Origin of the sequence: Pseudobutyrivibrio ruminis HUN009, from assembly GCF_000703005.1 — a bacterium.
GTDB classification, from domain to species: domain Bacteria; phylum Bacillota; class Clostridia; order Lachnospirales; family Lachnospiraceae; genus Pseudobutyrivibrio; species Pseudobutyrivibrio ruminis_A.
Genome location: NZ_JNLH01000001.1, coordinates 2,023,840 through 2,040,184, shown reverse-complemented (window position 1 = coordinate 2,040,184; position 16,345 = coordinate 2,023,840). Strand labels below are relative to the sequence as shown.

Genomic DNA, 16,345 nt, shown 5'->3' with positions numbered 1-16,345 from the left:
ATTATTCCTCAAATAAAGCATCTGAGCCAGCCTCAGGCTGTGACTTTGTTTCTTGTGTAACCTCCACTACAGGCTCTTCTTCAAAAATAGATTCGTCTATTTTATTTTTACCTGTGATTGGAGAATCCTCCATGTTACGATTATAGTTTCTATTAGAATCTTTTTTGTGATCCTTGAGACCAATAACCATAAGCAATAAAGAAAACAATGAGCATGCACCTACTACTATCAAGTATGCACTTGCATATACATTGCCATCAAAGATTTTGATAGGTGTTAAAAGAATATAGATACTTGCTGCAATTGTAGCTGCTCCAAGAATAAGGCTTAAGAACCAAGAGCCTCTTTGAATGTGGAACAAAGCAAATGACTGTTGAAGCATGATTGCACCAAAAACAATGCCAATAAGGCAAACCAATGCATCAATAAACGCTGAAACAACATCTGCATTTACAACAAAAACTGCGCCGATTACAACTAGGATAACTCCCATCGTAAAACCGTAGCTAGTAATTCTAGTAAACTCATGATTAAAGAAGTATTTAATCATGTAGTACATTCCAAAACATACAAACAAAATACCAAAACCTAAAATAGAGAATGAATATACCACCTTAGAAATAATCTCTACATTAAGTGTAAGCAAACAAATACCAACAGCTAGGTAAGCAATCGCTCCAATAATATTGGCAATCAAGCCTGCCTTTGAGTCCTTAATTTCTTCTTGTGTGTGAGCCATAGTCTCCTCCTTAATATTGATTAAGTGATAATAATCAGTATTTAACCAAATAATATAGCAGTAAGATTTATTAAACAGTGAGCAATAATGCACATAGATAAACGTTTATTTTTAACATACATTATTCCAAGGGCTGCTCCCATCAATACTGCATATATGAATTGTACTATATTATTGTGTAGAATTCCAAAACAAATTGAGGAAATCACTACCGCTGGAACCGGCCCGTACCATAAGCATAGCTGGCCTGTTAGAATCCCTCGCATTAATAATTCCTCCAATATCGGAATTACTAAACAGTTGCATAACACCTTCATTAATAAATCGCCATCAGTAAGTATGCTATTGGCTCTGGCAAAACCTGCCGACGATTCAACCAAACCACTATGGGTCAGAGCTATGTTAAGTAAAACTGCCACAGCCACTGTTGCCACAATCCATATCGCATATACGAAGACTTGCTCTTTGTTTTTAACAGGCTCCGGAATAAGCTTTGGAACATTTGAATAAATAATATACATTGGCACAATGCAAACAATGCCTGCAATAAGCAGACATGTAAGCTTGCCATATTTATCTCCTATGATATCAAGAAGCAACGAAACTCCCAGCTGATATACAAAGAAATAAACAAGCAATGGATATATAATTTGAATGATTCTATTCTGTCTAATTTGCTTCAATATATTCAAGCACCTCATTTGGATAGTCTAAAATTGTGACAGCTCCAGCATCTTCCAAATCCCACTTTGAGCCAAAGCCCCAGGAAACACCGATGCAATCGATTCCTCTTTGTGCAGCACCTTCTGCATCGAACTTAGTATCACCAACAAGAACTGTTTCTTCCTTTTTGTGCCATGGTGCACGAGAAAAGCATAAATCTATTACTTCTGCTTTTGTGTCTATGGATGCATCCAATGTAGCTCCACAAATATCAGTGAAATAATGGTCTATACCAAGCTTTGCCAAAAGCTTTCTAGCAGTTGGTTCTGGCTTTGAAGTGCAGACAAAAAGACAATAGCCGCGTTTGTTTAATGCAGCAAGAAGCTCTTCTATGCCAGCATAAACCTTGGCATTAAACATACCATTTTCCTTGTCGTAATACTGTCTGTAAGCGGCAACAGCACCATCAAAATCCTCATCCTTAATATGCAAAAGCTTTGGAAAAGAATATGTAAATGGTGGCCCTACGCATTTACGAAGTGTAACAAAATCCGGAATATCATATCCGTATTTTGTGAGGGCAACCTTCAGCCCCTCAATAATACCAGGAGCTGAATCTACAAGTGTGCCATCTAAATCAAAATAAACATTTTTTATCATTTCTTAACGCCCTTTGTGTCTCTACTTGCGATGTGAAGTCGTCCAATTGAAACTGTTTTGTCTTTAACCTTAACATCTACATTTTCGCCTTCGCCAAGAATGTAAATATTAATTAGCTCGTCGCCTTTGCCAAGCTTCATTCCACGGACACCAACTGCTGTCTTTTTCTTTTCAGGAATTGTATCTCCCTCAATTCTAAGGAACATATCCTTTGCAGACTGCATTACAACAGAGCTACCAGGATTGAGCTTGCCAACACAAATAACCTTATCGTCGTCAGCAAGTTTTGTTGCAGCAATTTGCTTTCTAGTAACGTCAAATTCTGCACCCTCAACAACCTTAATCATAGATTGCTTAGTACCAAATAAGAGTCTTGATTTAACGATATTAGCCATTGAATCTGCAAAGATAAGATTCTGCTTTGTAAGGTCAATCTTTGAACCCTTTTCTGCTGTGTCAATTGGCTGCCCCTTATCACGGAACTTACCAAATGGAAGGCTAAGAACCTTAATCGCATGCATATCGCCATTATCAGTAAAGAGACAAATCTTGTCTATATTTTTACAGAAGATAATCTTTTTAGATTCTGTCTCTGCTGCTTCTTTATTACGCTCGAATGTAGGCATATCTACTACACGAGCATATGCAAATCTGTCGATAAGAACAGCCACATCAATTTCTTCGATTGGCTTTTCTTCTACAATAGCCTCTTCCACGTTATCAATTACAGTGCGGCGCTCTCTAGCGTACTCTTTCTTGATAGCCTGTAAATCCTTGATGATAACCTTTGCCATCTCAGCACGACTTTCAAGAATCTTTGTATAATCAGCAATCTTCTGCATTGTCTCAGCATAGTCACCACGCAATGCTTCGATTTCCAAACCAATCAATCTGTGAAGACGCATATCAAGGATAGCCTGAGCCTGACGCTCAGTAAACTTAAGCAAAGCTGCATCCTTTTTCGACTGCTCAGACTTGAACTTGATACCTTCTGTGATACCTTCAACAAGACATGCCTTAGCCTGCTTTACATCCTTTGAACCACGAAGGATTTCGATGATAAGGTCGATAACATCACAAGCCTTAATCAAACCTTCCTGAATTTCCTTTTTCTCACGCTCTTTGCCAAGTAAATGAGTATACTTTCTAGTACAAAGCTCATACTGGAAGTTAACATGATGTCTGATGATTGGAACGATGCCAAGTGTCTCTGGCTTTCCATCAGCAACTGCAAGCATGTTTACACCAAATGTATCTTCAAGACGAGTCTTCTTGTAGAGAAGATTGAGTACATTTTGAGCATCAGCACCCTTGCGAAGCTCAACAATAATACGCATACCATCCTTTGAAGACTGGTTTGAAATATCTGTAATATCGTTGGTCTTTTTAGACTCAACAAGTGAATAGATATCGTTAAGGAACTTTCCGATATTGGCACCAATCATAGGATAAGGAATCTCCGTAATTACGATTTGTTCCTTACCACCCTTAATCTTTTCGATTTCTGCCTTACCACGGATTTTGATTTTACCAACACCTGTTGAGTAAATCTCAAGCAAATCATCCTTGTTAGTGATGATGCCACCAGTTGGAAAATCTGGACCAGGAATGATTTTAAGCATCTGAGCTGTATTGATATCAGGATCCTTCATATAGGCGATAACACCATCTATAACCTCACCAAGGTTGTGCTGAGGGATTGATGTAACCATACCAACGGCAATACCATCGGAACCATTGATGAGGATATTAGGAACACGAACAGGAAGAACCTCAGGCTCCTTTTCTGTCTCATCATAGTTTGGTACGAAATCTACAACGTTTTTATCAAGGTCCCCAAGATAAACCTCCTGGGCAACCTTTGCAAGACGAGCCTCAGTGTAACGCATTGCAGCAGCGCCATCACCTTCGATAGAACCAAAGTTACCATGGCCATCAACAAGTGGAAGACTCTTCTTGAAATCCTGTGACATAACAACAAGTGCTTCGTAGATTGAGCTATCACCATGTGGGTGATATTTACCCATGGTATCACCTACGATACGGGCACTCTTTTTATATGGTTTATTATAATCAACCTTTAACTCGTACATATCGTACAGGGTACGACGCTGTACAGGCTTAAGACCATCTCTAACATCTGGAACTGCACGTGCAAGGATAACCGACATAGAATAGTCTATAAAGGATTTCTGCATAATCTCAGAATATTCGGTTCTTATAATCTCACTAGGCATCTATCTCTGCCTCCTTTGCGTGTTTGTAAATAAAGTCTTTTCTAGGGGCAACGTCGCTACCCATAAGAAGCTCTGTTACCTCGGAAGCCATAAGGGCGTCCTCGATTTCAACAAGCTTAAGCTTACGACGCTCAGGATCAAGTGTAGTTTCCCAAAGCTGATCCTTGTCCATCTCACCAAGACCTTTGTATCGCTGAAGAGTAAATGTCTTTCCATTCATCTTCTTACGATATTTATCTAGAGCAACATCATCGTAAAGGTATTCCTCCTCGCCCTTTGTAGGAATGGCCTTGTAAAGAGGAGGCATAGCGATGTATACGTGGCCCTCTTTGATGAGCTCTGGCATAAATCTGTAGAAGAATGTCAGAAGCAATGTACAGATGTGGGCACCATCAACGTCGGCATCGGCCATGATTACGATTTTGTCATAGCGAAGCTTAGAAATATCGAAATCGTTGCCATAGCCCTCAGAGAATCCGCATCCGAAAGCATTGATAAGTGTTTTAATTTCGGCATTTGCAAGAACCTTATCCATTGAAGCCTTTTCAACGTTAAGAATCTTTCCTCGGATAGGCATGATTGCCTGATACATACGGTTTCTAGCCATCTTTGCAGAACCGCCAGCGGAATCTCCCTCTACGATAAAGATTTCGCACTTGCTAGCATCTCTTGATTCGCAGTTAGCGAGCTTACCATTCTGGTCGAAAGAAAACTTCTGCTTTGTAAGAAGGTTTGTCTTTGCCTTTTCTTCGGATTTACGAATCTTTGCAGATTTCTCTGCACAAGAAATAATTGCCTTTAATGTATCTAAGTTTCTATCGAAATAGAGAACAAACTCATCCTGACAAATCTTCTGAGTAGCCTTTGAAGCATCTGGGTTATCAAGCTTTGTCTTTGTCTGTCCTTCGAAGCGAGGATCTGGATGCTTGATAGAAACAATAGCTGTAATTCCGTTACGAACATCGGCGCCAGTGAAATTAGCATCCTTGTCCTTTAGGATACCAAGCTCACGGGCATAGTTATTGATAACAGTTGTAAGAACTGTTTTAAAACCTGTGATATGTGTACCACCCTCAGAGTTGTAGATATTGTTACAGAAGCCAAGGATATTCTCCTTGAATTCGTTACAATACTGGAATGCAACCTCTAGCTCGATTCCATCAGCACTACCGCTGAAATAAATAACATCGTGAAGTGTCTCAGCTGTTTTATTTATTTCCTTAACAAAGCCCTTAATTCCCTCTGGCTCGTGGAATGTAAGGTACTCAGGCTCCTCGCCACGTAAATCTGCATAATTGATTGTAAGACCTGGATTAAGGTATGCAGTCTCATGAAGACGTGACTTAATATCCTCCTCCTTAAAATAAGTCTTTTCGAAGATTTCTGGATCAGGAAGGAAGTTGATTTTTGTACCGTGTTTTGTTGTCTTAGCAATCTTTGGAAGAAGGCCATCAACAAGCTTTTCTGTAGGTACACCTCTTTCGTATCTATCGTGGTGAACGTAACCCTCACGAGAAATATCTACAGTCATGTAAGTACTAAGTGCATTTACAACTGAAGAACCTACACCGTGAAGACCACCGGAAGTTTTATAGACACTGTCATCAAACTTACCACCTGCGTGAAGTGTAGAAAAAACAAGACGTGCAGCAGGCACACCCTTTGCATGCATTCCAACTGGAATACCACGACCATTATCCTCTACTGTACAGCTACCGTCCTTTTCAAGAGTAACATGGATAGTATCGCACTCTCCGGCCAAATGCTCATCTACTGAGTTGTCCACTATCTCATATATAAGATGGTTCAAGCCCTTTCGTGATGTTGAACCAATATACATGCCGGGTCTTTTTCTAACAGCCTCAAGACCTTCTAAAACAGATATACTGCTGGCATCATAAGTAACTTTGTTTGCCATAAAATCATACTCTCTTTCGATATAATTTATAAAAACGCTGAAAGGCGTCTGGTACAAAACCAGGCGCCAACGTAATAAATACTAATGTTTTCCAGTGGAACCAAATCCGCCTTCTCCTCTAGCGGTATCAGATAAACTTGAAACCTCATTAAAGTCAACAGATAAAAATGGTACAACCACAAGCTGAGCAATCTTTTCAGCTGGTGTAATAACTCTAGCCTGCTCTCCATCGTTGTGAAGGGCAACCTTTATTTCTCCCCTGTAATCAGAATCTACCACGCCAACACAGTTTGCTGGTCGAAGACCTTCCTTTGCAGATAATCCGGAACGAGCAAAAATACCTCCGAAATATCCCTCAGGAATCTCCATCGCAAGACCTGTACCAATCATCTTGGTCTCGTGAGGCGCAATAGTAACATCCTCTGCAACATCAGCAAATAAATCATAACCAGCTGCTGATACTGAGCCACGCTCAGGAAGCTTTGCAGAATCAGTCATACGCAAAATATTAATATTCATTTTTATTCTCCATTTATTAATCTACATGCAAAACGATTTGTCCAAGCTTTCTAGTCTGTGGAACATCAATAACACGCTGATTGATACTTCCTCTCCATTTTGCCTGCAAATCTATCTTATCAATTTCAAATTCTCCGTCAACCAGAACATCCAAATATTCCATAATTTCCAGAGATTTTATTTCTTCATAAGTGAAGCCTGTGTAAAGCCAGACGGTCTTCCCGGGAAATCTCTCCCTAATCTCCCGGGCAAGAGCCGTCACTTCCTGACGATTGCCAGGATAAAGTGGATCTCCGCCACTAAATGTTATGCCTGATATATAGTCGCGAGATAAGACCTCGTATAATTCATCCTTTGCAGCCTGATCAAATTTAAGTCCTCCATCAGGATCCCAAGTAACCGGGTTCTGACACTCCTTACAATGATGATCACAGCCAGCTACCCAAAGTACAACGCGAAGGCCGTCACCATTGAGCATGTCATCCTTTGTAATGTTATGGTAATTCATATTCTTCAAGTCCTCTACATAGATTTTCTATCAGCAATCTCTGCCATCTTTGCCTCATTCAAACGTGTATCTCCCTTTACACGTGAATATGACAAGTATCCATTCATACGGTCGATTTTTGTAAGATTCTTGCTGCCGCAAACTGGGCAAACATCCATCTCTAATTCCTCGTGACCACAATCATCACAGTATGAAAGGGAAAGGTTAACTCCTTCATAGAAGCCCTTTGCCATAGCGCGACGAACAAGTGTCTTTACAGCGTCGCGGTTGTAGTTGATTGGATAACGAACGTACTGAATCTTTCCACCATTTGAAAGCTCCCAGAATCTGCCTTCCAAATCCTGCTTTTCAATTGGTGTGATGTCTTCTGTAACATGACAGTGGAATGAGTTTGAAACGTACTCTCTGTCAGATACATTCTCAACGATTCCATATTTGTTTCTAAACTGCTTTACCTGAAGTCCGCAGAGGTTCTCAGCTGGTGTGCCGTAGATAGCATAAAGATTGCCATCCTCCTCCTTGAACTGATTTACTTTTTCATTGATATGCTTAAGAACCTCGAGAGCGAAATCTCCGTCTTCTACAAGAGATTTGCCATTGTAAAGCTCCTGAAGCTCATTAAATGCAGTAATACCGAATGAAGCAGTTGCAGCCTTAAGAAGTGGCTTAATCTTGTCGTGGAAACCAAGGTGTCCACCGTAGAAGCCGCCCTCGCAATATGCAAGTGGATTTGTGCTAGCGCGCATTTCTCCAAGGTATGCATATGTACGAATGTGAAGCTTTCTAATCATTTCAAGATAGTAATCAAGCACTTCGTAGAAATCCTTTGATTCCTGACGTGACTTAGCAAGAATCATAGGAAGGTGAAGTGATACTGCACCAATATTGAAACGACCAATAAATACTGGCTCATCATTTTCATCTGCAGGCTTCATGCCGCCCCTTTCATACCAAGGTGAAAGGAATGCACGACATCCCATAGGTGAAATTACCTTGCCATATTTCTTGTACATGCTGGCAATGTAGCCCTCACCTGTAAGAGAAAGCCAATCTGGATACATTGTCTTGCGTGAGCAATCGATACCTGCTTCGAAAACATCCTCAAGCTCCTTACCTGGGCCGTGAAGATTTTCATCATAAAGGAATACAATCTTAGGGAAAAGAACTGGCTTTTTGAAGCCTGGCTTTCCCTGTCCAATTGAACGAACCTTTAAGCATGCCTTTGATGCCATCTTTGCAAATACTGATGTACCAAGACCAATTGTAACAGTGATAAATGGATAGTCACCACGGCTAGATGCAACTGTGTTGAACTTGTACTCCCATCCCTGGAAGCCCTGCTCCATTTCTCTTTCAACTTCTGCCATTGATACTTCGTGAGCCTTTTCCTCACCAATACCAAGGGCAATGTATTTTTCCATGTATTTATCAAATGATTTCTGAGCATACTTCTCAAGAATCTGATCAGCCTGAGGAATAGTGAAACCACCGTACTGCTGGCTTGCAGCAGAAAGAACGATGTCACCGATAACATCAAATGCTACATCCAAGCTCTTAGGCTCGTTATAGAAAATGTTACCCATTTCAAAGCCGCCCTCAAGAACAGACTTTACATCGAAAAGACAGCAGTTCATTGTGTCTCTTCTGGCGTTCATATCATGGATGTAGATATAGCCATCACGAATAGCCTGAACTTCCTCAGTAGTAAGGAAGAATTTCTTGTAAAGCTCTCTATTAAGCTCATTGAAAATTAAAGAACGTTTTGTGGATACAAGCGCAGAATCAGTATTTGAATTTTCCTTGTCACCAATGTACATGATGTTTTGAGACTTCTTATAAACATCATCCAACATCTGGACAAAATCCTGCTTGTAATTGCGGTAATCGCGGTAAGATTTCGCAACCATAGGGTTAACACGTTCCAAAGCACCCTCAACAATGTTATGCATTTGCGCAATTTCAATTTTCTCAAGGCCAAGTTCCTCCACTCTTTCTTCAACGAATTGACAGATAAACTTTTCCTGCTCAGGAGTAAATTTTACAAGTACGCGTGTAGCAGATTTTCCAACAGCTTCTACAACTTTTTGCACATCAAATGGTTCAAGCGAACCATCCTTTTTAACTACATATCTTTTCATGTTCCGCCTCCGGGTTTTATATAAAAATGAATCGTATTGTATATAATATTCAGTCAATATCTAGTTGATTCAAAATAAAAACTACTAGATATTGTGTTGATAAAATTATACTACCACCACATTATCTAGTAGTCAATAGACTTCTGTACCACAAAATAAAGTTTCACAATTTTGTCATCAAATCCATAACAAGGGCCATTAAAAATTGTAAATATGATATGAAACCTTTATATATTTGTTTCCCTCATAATCTTCATCTCTCTCAATGTCTATATGGACACTTGCATCATCAGATATTTCATATTTAAATTCATAGGTTCCCTCTTCAGGATTCATAAAATTATCTTTGAAATCTTCTGGTAATGTTAACCCTTCGTTCATCTCAGAATATTGAAATTCAAGATTTGTTTCCTTGAAGGCGGATGTAACATTATCAAATTCTTCTATAAAATCATCATAGAGTTTTTCCCTGTCTTTTGAACCATCAAAATTAAATTCCATATTCACTGTCGATACAAGAAGATCCTCTTTGTCCAAATTTATCGAAAAATAATATTCATCATCTTTGCAATAATTCCAATATTCACTCAAAGAAAAGTCAAGCGAACTCTTGTCAAATCCAAAATAATGAGATTCTTCAGCACTATGTCTAACCATTATTTTATCCGCTTCAGTAAACATTTCTCTAGCTTCATCAAAAAGCTTTTCCCTTTGCTCATGCCCTGTAATGCAGTGCATTGCAAAGAAATAAATCATAACACCAGAAGTAATTATGCTTAAGATTAAAGAAAGTGATATATAGAGAACCCTCCTACCACCACATTGTTCATCAAACTCTTTAGATATAGCTTTTGCAATAAAAACCAAACCAAAGAGACCAACAACATATATATACTTGCCTATATTACAAGCCAATATTTCCAGTTTGCTAAGGTGTTTTTCTGCGACTGAAGGAATATCTAAATTGTCATAAATCTCAAGGAATGCGTCCTTGCGGAAATTAAAAATAATTCCTCCATAGCCTACTGAAAACAAAATTATCGAAATTGGGATAAAAACCGATGAAAATGAAAATGCCATAAATACCTGATATTCAGTTTTGTAATTAAGAAATAATGCATTGACAATCTCAAGAAATAATTCAAGAAATGAAGCGGATACAAATACCCAAAATCCTGCTATAGTCACTTTGCAACATAGCGAGAATCTCCTCAAAATTTTAATTTGCTCTTCTGAGTACATATGTTTCTCCCTTCCTAATAATAACAACCTACATCTTTGTGGTTTAAATCACCATAGGTGGCATATGTAAGACATTTCAAGCCACCCTTGCAAAATAAGCTGTAATCGCAATCACTACAGTCATCAGGGGTGGTATCTGCTCTAAGCGACTTTAACACATCAGAGTTGTTGTAAAGGTCAAGCATATTGTCAGCAAGTAGATTTCCAACCACTATAGGCATACGTCTACAAGGAACTAAATCGCCATTTTCCATGACAGTCAGCAAGGTGTCCCCCGCTGTACAAGAATAAGGCAGATTATTAGTCTTTAAAAATTGCAGAGCACGATATAGCGCCACTTCTGTTTTACAGCCCTGTCTTCTTAGCGCAAAGCTCTCCCTTGTGATCATATCAAGGTACTCCTTCGTTTGCTCTTTGTTCATGCAAAGGTTAACCTCAGGAGAATTCAATGGAATATATCTATCCGACCATACAGTGTCCACTCCATATCTTTTTGCGAACTTAACGACCTTTGGCAGCTCTTTATAATTGAGAGCTGTTGCAGTAAAAGATAAAGAAACATAAACATTGTATTTTTTCAGCAGCTTTACAGCCTTTGCAACTTTAGAATAAACTCCCTTGCCTCTTATATAGTCGTTAGTTTTCTTGCTGCCTTCCAAGCTGACCTGGACATACTCAGGCCCGTAGCTTGCAATCCTTTTTGCTATCTCATCAGTGATAAGCGTGCCATTTGTAAGAATCGAGAAACTATATAAATCTCTATCCTTCTTAAACTCTTCTAAGAGTTCAAAAAAATGAGGAGAACACAGTGGTTCCCCTCCTGTTATATTAATATGTCCTTTGATTTTCTGCTCCTTAAGAAGCTGTCTGTATTGATTTAAAATGGCCAAAAGCTGCTCACTATTAAGTGAAACAGGTACATGACCTTCTTGATAACAATGCAAGCATTTAAGATTGCAGCTTTCACTGATATGCCATTGCAATACAAATTCTCTTACCATGAGCCGCCTCCGCCGCAAGAAGAACATCCACCACCACAAGATGAGCATCCGCCGCCACATCCTGAGCTAGAACCAGAGCTAGAACTGCTGCTTGTATATGTGTCTGTATAATACACAGAGCTTGTTATATTATCTGTATACTTTCGATATCTGTTTGTTGCATCTGCAGTGTAATCATATTTCTGCACTAACTTTTTGGATATACCCAGAATAAAAGCGTATGGAAGAATCTCATCAAAATAATCAGGATTTTCCTTAATCTTTGCCTCTAAATCTGCCTTTTTTATTCCAGAAAGATAATCCTTATATGCTTCAACTCTAGCTTGCAACTCTTCGCCATAAGCAGTCTTTTTAGGTGTTTTCGCGGCAAAATATCCTGTAGCTATAATTGCAAGGAACGCAGGCAAAAAGAACCATCTAAGAGTCGGATCCATATCCTCCGACTTAATATAGGCAAATCCCCAAGCTACACAGGAAGCAAAAAACAGAAAGCTAGATATAAAAAACTCTACGTAAGATGTAATATTGTAAATTTGAGAATCAAACTTTGCTTCTAACATTTTGCAAAGCTTACCATTTAGCTTACGAACACTTTTATCCTCTGCTGGGTTCACCTCAGAACCATTTTTGAAAAGCCCTTCATATACAAGCTTCTCTGCTTCAGTCATATTACCAATACTTGTATTTACTTTATGAATCTTTAATTTTGTTTTACTACTAGGGTTCTTAATACGTATGTACCCTTTGGCAGCAAGCTGAATAATTACAGTTACCAGAAGAAGCTGTCCACTTCCTTGGTAGATATAACCCATTTCAACAGCTTCAAGGCCACCAGGAGCTGTTCCAGAAACATATTCGTCATCAAACAAAATGCTGTCTTTATTTTTATTCCAGAAGAAAAAGCTAATTAAAACACTGACCAGGCAAATCAAACATAGTCTAAAAGCAAGGCTCTTATAATTAACTGTAGAATCTGTGAAGTACCCATCCGGCAATTCAACATCAACAGTGAGTGCTCCATTTAGATGATAATCCTTAGAAACCACTGCTGTAATGGTATTACCATCAACTGTGTAATCTACCTGGGAAGAAATATCTTTCTTACGCTTTTTGTCCGCAAAGAATGACACTTTGCTGGATGAATCAATATCCTTAGGCAAAGTGATATTAACCTTAGCTCCATTGATTTCAGTGCCCCAATAATCGCCAAAAGCATGAAAAATCAACTCATCAAAGCCCTTGTAAACATCGCCACCCATATCATAATCGTAGGATATTACGTAGTCATAATCACCTTCATCTAAAGTATAATAAGCACTTCCTATTTTGATTCGCTTCTTTCCATGAATGGTATCAACTGTATATTCTTCGTTTTCGCACTCCAGGTTAGTAATTTCACCCTTTCTTGACATAGTTTTCTTGTCTTTTGAGGTATACTTGAGCCATTCTGGAATAAAACGAAAAATACCATGATGCCCATCTTCATAGAAATTTACAGTAATATCTTCAGTAACGTGAATTTTATTATTTTCATCCACATCAAGATTCACTTCATAAGCTTCAATTGTAAAACCATCTGCCTTGGAAACCTTGGATGATGAGCTATTTATAATAAATCCCACTATCTGGATTCCACAGAGAATCAGGCAAATTATTCCTAAAATAAAAAAGGTTACACCGAAGAAGTGTAACCATTCCTTACATCTTTTAAACATCATAACACTCCCACTCTAAATCTGATGTTTCATCCTTCTTAGAACGAGTCATCAGCTCATATACTGCATCCTTAGCAGCAAGTCCATCGAAAAGAACCGCATTTACGATATCTACGATTGGCATTTCGATATTGTATTTCTCTGCAAGCTTCTTTGCTGCCTTTGCAGAATATACACCTTCTACAACCATGGCAACCTTTTCCATAGCCTCATCCTTACTCATACCCTGACCAATATAGTAACCAGCCATTCTGTTTCTAGAATGAATAGATGAGCATGTAACAATCAAATCACCGACACCTGTAAGACCTGATAATGTCTCAGCCTGCCCGCCCATTGCAACTGCAAGGGCAGAGATTTCTTTGATGCCACGAGTAATAAGAGCAGCCTTTGCATTGTCGCCAAAGCCAAGGCCATCTGACATACCAGCAGCAAGTGCGATAACGTTTTTCAACGCAGCACCAACCTCGATGCCCTTAACATCTGGTGATGAATAAACTCTGAAATATTTGTTCATGAAAAGATTCTGAACAAAAAGTGCTGTCTGACGGTCTGTTGAACCAGCAACTACAAGTGTAGGCTTGAATACAACGACTTCCTCAGCATGGCTTGGACCAGATAATACGCATATACGTTTATCTTTTCCTAGCACATCCTCCAGAATTTCTGTCTGTGTAAAAAGAGTATCTTCCTCAATACCCTTTGTAACAGTAATGAAAATCTGATTTGGATTAACAAAGGATTTAATCTTTTCAGCTGTCTCTCTTGTTGCTTTTGATGGGACTGCCATCAAAATAACATCAGCGAACTTTGCAGCAGACTCAATATCTGCAGTAAACTTCATAGACTCTGGAAGCTTAACTCCCTTTATTTTGTCACTAGTATGAGTGTCGTTCATCTGGTCAACCTGTGACTGACGATGTGACCAAACCTCTACTTCATGACCATTTTTGTTAAGCATTACAGCAAGGGCTATACCCCAGCTTCCTGCACCTAAAACACTAATTCTTGCCATTATGCCCTCGTTTCTGGATGGAATGAGAATTTGTTCTCTTTTCCATTGATTAGACGTCCAATATTTGCATGGTGAAGTGCAATTGAAAGTGCAGATACTAAGCAGCAAATAACAAGTACTTCCTTAAGCTGTGCCCCTTCAAATTTGCCATCTAAAAGTCCCATCTTGGCACCGATAAGCATTTCGATTGCAAATGAAAGCTCACCAATGATAGAACCAAGTGATACATAGCGAGTAAGTGCAACAATCGCTATAAATACACATGCTGGAATTGGAAGTCCCATTGGGAAAAGTGCGATGATGAATCCAAGAGTGGATGCAACACCCTTTCCACCTTTAAAATGCATGTAACATGGAAAATCGTGACCAAGCACGCAACCAAGGCCTGCATATACCATGTAAATGTTTACGTTTTCTACAAAACGTCCAAAAATCAGCCAAACAAAAAATACCGCTACTACGCACTTAAGGCAGTCCCAAGCAAGTGTAGCAAGACCTGCTGGAACTCCAAGAGTTCTCATGGTGTTAGTGGAACCAACGTTACCACTACCAACCTTTGTTAAGTCGATATTCTTAGATTTACCGATGAGGTATCCCATCAAAATCATTCCAAAACAATAACCAATAAGTAAAGCTAAAATTCTCCCCAAAACAACCATTATTCGTTTTCCTTTCTCTCTCTAATGATAAATTTTAAAGATGTACCTTCAAAACCAAAGGCATCTCTAATTCTGTTTTCCAAGTATCTAACGTAAGAGAAATGCATCAGGTATTTCTCGTTTACAAAGATAACGAATGTAGGTGGCTTAACAGCAACCTGAGTTGTATAGAATATCTTAAGTCTCTTACCCTTATCTGTAGGTGGCTGCTGAAGTGCAACTGCCTCAGATACGATTTCGTTAAGAACACCTGTAGCTATACGCATTGAGTTGTTTTCAATAACTGCATCGATTGTCTCATAGATTTTGCCAAGGCGCTGTCCGCTCTTAACAGAAATAAAGAGAATTGATGCATAAGGCATAAATGAAAGAATCTGACGAATCTTTGTCTCGTGCTCTTTCATAGTTTTATCGTTCTTTTCGATAGCATCCCATTTGTTGACGCAAATGATGATACCCTTTCCACGCTCATGAGCGATACCAGCGATTTTGGCATCCTGCTCAGTAACACCTTCTGTAGCATCAATCATAATGATAACAACATCTGCCTTTTCAACAGAGGCAACCGCACGAACTATTGAATAGCGCTCTAAATCCTCTTTGATTTTACTCTTACGACGAAGTCCTGCTGTATCAATAAAGATGTAATCCTTGTGATTGTAGCGAACCTTTGTATCGACAGCATCACGAGTGGTGCCTGCAATATCTGAAACGATAACGCGATCTTCACCACAAAGCTTATTAATGAGGGATGATTTACCAACATTTGGCTTTCCGATAACTGCTATACGTGGTGTCTCGTCCTCTTCTTCGTTTTCTGTAGGCTCTGGAAAATAGCTACAAACTACATCAAGCATATCACCAAAACCGAGACGAGAAGATGCTGAAATAGCAATTGGATCACCAATACCAAGATTGTAGAACTCGTAAACATCAGCCATATCACGCTCAAAGCTGTCTACCTTGTTAACAACAAGAACAACTGGCTTGTGGCTACGTCTAAGCATATCTGCAACCTTTGAATCGCTATCCTGAAGTCCTTGCTTTACATCAACAAGGAATATGATAACATCTGCTGTATCGATAGCAATCTGAGCCTGTTCGCGCATCTGTGATAAGATAATATCCTTTGAATCTGGCTCAATACCGCCTGTATCAATCATAGTGAAATCGTAATTTAACCATGAAATATCTGCATATATTCTATCTCTTGTAACACCAGGGGTGTCTTTTACTATTGAAATTCGCTCTCCTGCGAGCGCATTAAATAATGTGGATTTACCAACGTTAGGGCGACCTACGATGGCCACTACTGGTCTTGCCATATTATA

The 16,345-nt window shown here is 39.1% G+C and carries 14 protein-coding genes; all 14 read right to left on the bottom strand.

From position 1 onward, the window contains the following. Position 1 precedes the first annotated feature (1 nt). A complete protein-coding gene (locus BO15_RS0109200) occupies positions 2-739 on the bottom strand; it encodes a DUF308 domain-containing protein (protein ID WP_033154057.1) in 738 nt (245 codons plus the stop codon). Positions 740-780: 41 nt separating this feature from the next. Further along, positions 781-1,422 carry a CPBP family intramembrane glutamic endopeptidase gene (locus tag BO15_RS0109195; RefSeq protein WP_157752335.1) on the bottom strand — a complete coding sequence of 214 codons (642 nt, stop codon included), beginning with the start codon at positions 1,420-1,422 and terminating at the stop codon, positions 781-783. After that, complete coding sequence (locus BO15_RS0109190) at positions 1,409-2,062, bottom strand: HAD hydrolase-like protein (RefSeq protein ID WP_033154055.1); 654 nt, start codon at positions 2,060-2,062, stop codon at positions 1,409-1,411. Before BO15_RS0109190 ends, BO15_RS0109195 begins: the two co-directional genes overlap by 14 nt. Beyond that, on the bottom strand, positions 2,059-4,299 hold the full coding sequence (locus BO15_RS0109185; RefSeq protein ID WP_033154054.1) for a DNA gyrase/topoisomerase IV subunit A: 2,241 nt from the start codon (positions 4,297-4,299) through the stop codon (positions 2,059-2,061). Before BO15_RS0109185 ends, BO15_RS0109190 begins: the two co-directional genes overlap by 4 nt. After that, on the bottom strand, positions 4,292-6,217 hold the full coding sequence (locus BO15_RS0109180; protein WP_033154053.1) for a DNA gyrase/topoisomerase IV subunit B: 1,926 nt from the start codon (positions 6,215-6,217) through the stop codon (positions 4,292-4,294). Before BO15_RS0109180 ends, BO15_RS0109185 begins: the two co-directional genes overlap by 8 nt. Positions 6,218-6,298: 81 nt before the next feature. After that, a complete protein-coding gene (gene dut, locus BO15_RS0109175) occupies positions 6,299-6,736 on the bottom strand; it encodes a dUTP diphosphatase (protein ID WP_033154052.1) in 438 nt (145 codons plus the stop codon). A gap of 16 nt (positions 6,737-6,752) precedes the next feature. Then, positions 6,753-7,244 (bottom strand): anaerobic ribonucleoside-triphosphate reductase activating protein, encoded by a 492-nt coding sequence (nrdG, locus tag BO15_RS0109170; protein WP_033154051.1) that lies wholly within the window; start codon positions 7,242-7,244, stop codon positions 6,753-6,755. A gap of 14 nt (positions 7,245-7,258) precedes the next feature. Next, a complete protein-coding gene (nrdD, locus tag BO15_RS0109165; protein WP_033154050.1) occupies positions 7,259-9,382 on the bottom strand; it encodes an anaerobic ribonucleoside-triphosphate reductase in 2,124 nt (707 codons plus the stop codon). A gap of 198 nt (positions 9,383-9,580) precedes the next feature. Beyond that, complete coding sequence (locus tag BO15_RS0109160; RefSeq protein WP_157752334.1) at positions 9,581-10,624, bottom strand: hypothetical protein; 1,044 nt, start codon at positions 10,622-10,624, stop codon at positions 9,581-9,583. A 14-nt stretch (positions 10,625-10,638) separates the two neighbouring features. Next, a complete protein-coding gene (locus tag BO15_RS0109155; protein WP_033154048.1) occupies positions 10,639-11,625 on the bottom strand; it encodes a radical SAM/SPASM domain-containing protein in 987 nt (328 codons plus the stop codon). Then, the gene (locus BO15_RS0109150) at positions 11,619-13,343 is read right to left on the bottom strand and encodes a DUF2207 domain-containing protein (RefSeq protein ID WP_081828618.1); all 1,725 of its coding nucleotides are present in this window, start codon (positions 13,341-13,343) and stop codon (positions 11,619-11,621) included. The genes BO15_RS0109155 and BO15_RS0109150 overlap by 7 nt, the downstream gene beginning before the upstream one ends. Then, complete coding sequence (locus BO15_RS0109145) at positions 13,333-14,355, bottom strand: NAD(P)H-dependent glycerol-3-phosphate dehydrogenase (protein WP_033154046.1); 1,023 nt, start codon at positions 14,353-14,355, stop codon at positions 13,333-13,335. The genes BO15_RS0109150 and BO15_RS0109145 overlap by 11 nt, the downstream gene beginning before the upstream one ends. Then, a complete protein-coding gene (gene plsY / locus BO15_RS0109140) occupies positions 14,355-15,014 on the bottom strand; it encodes a glycerol-3-phosphate 1-O-acyltransferase PlsY (protein WP_052169868.1) in 660 nt (219 codons plus the stop codon). Before plsY ends, BO15_RS0109145 begins: the two co-directional genes overlap by 1 nt. Next, positions 15,014-16,339 (bottom strand): ribosome biogenesis GTPase Der, encoded by a 1,326-nt coding sequence (der, locus tag BO15_RS0109135; RefSeq protein ID WP_033154045.1) that lies wholly within the window; start codon positions 16,337-16,339, stop codon positions 15,014-15,016. The genes plsY and der overlap by 1 nt, the downstream gene beginning before the upstream one ends. Positions 16,340-16,345: the final 6 nt, after the last annotated feature.

What these genes read in the sequence shown, in the direction of transcription:
- BO15_RS0109190 (WP_033154055.1), bottom strand. Translation starts at nt 2,062, where the DNA reads ATGATAAAAAATGTTTATTTTGATTTAGATGGCACACTTGTAGATTCA.
- BO15_RS0109150 (WP_081828618.1), bottom strand. Translation starts at nt 13,343, where the DNA reads ATGATGTTTAAAAGATGTAAGGAATGGTTACACTTCTTCGGTGTAACC.
- der (WP_033154045.1), bottom strand. Translation starts at nt 16,339, where the DNA reads ATGGCAAGACCAGTAGTGGCCATCGTAGGTCGCCCTAACGTTGGTAAA.
- BO15_RS0109200 (WP_033154057.1), bottom strand. Translation starts at nt 739, where the DNA reads ATGGCTCACACACAAGAAGAAATTAAGGACTCAAAGGCAGGCTTGATT.
- BO15_RS0109180 (WP_033154053.1), bottom strand. Translation starts at nt 6,217, where the DNA reads ATGGCAAACAAAGTTACTTATGATGCCAGCAGTATATCTGTTTTAGAA.
- plsY (WP_052169868.1), bottom strand. Translation starts at nt 15,014, where the DNA reads ATGGTTGTTTTGGGGAGAATTTTAGCTTTACTTATTGGTTATTGTTTT.
- nrdG (WP_033154051.1), bottom strand. Translation starts at nt 7,244, where the DNA reads ATGAATTACCATAACATTACAAAGGATGACATGCTCAATGGTGACGGC.
- BO15_RS0109155 (WP_033154048.1), bottom strand. Translation starts at nt 11,625, where the DNA reads ATGGTAAGAGAATTTGTATTGCAATGGCATATCAGTGAAAGCTGCAAT.
- dut (WP_033154052.1), bottom strand. Translation starts at nt 6,736, where the DNA reads ATGAATATTAATATTTTGCGTATGACTGATTCTGCAAAGCTTCCTGAG.
- BO15_RS0109185 (WP_033154054.1), bottom strand. Translation starts at nt 4,299, where the DNA reads ATGCCTAGTGAGATTATAAGAACCGAATATTCTGAGATTATGCAGAAA.
- nrdD (WP_033154050.1), bottom strand. Translation starts at nt 9,382, where the DNA reads ATGAAAAGATATGTAGTTAAAAAGGATGGTTCGCTTGAACCATTTGAT.
- BO15_RS0109160 (WP_157752334.1), bottom strand. Translation starts at nt 10,624, where the DNA reads ATGTACTCAGAAGAGCAAATTAAAATTTTGAGGAGATTCTCGCTATGT.
- BO15_RS0109145 (WP_033154046.1), bottom strand. Translation starts at nt 14,355, where the DNA reads ATGGCAAGAATTAGTGTTTTAGGTGCAGGAAGCTGGGGTATAGCCCTT.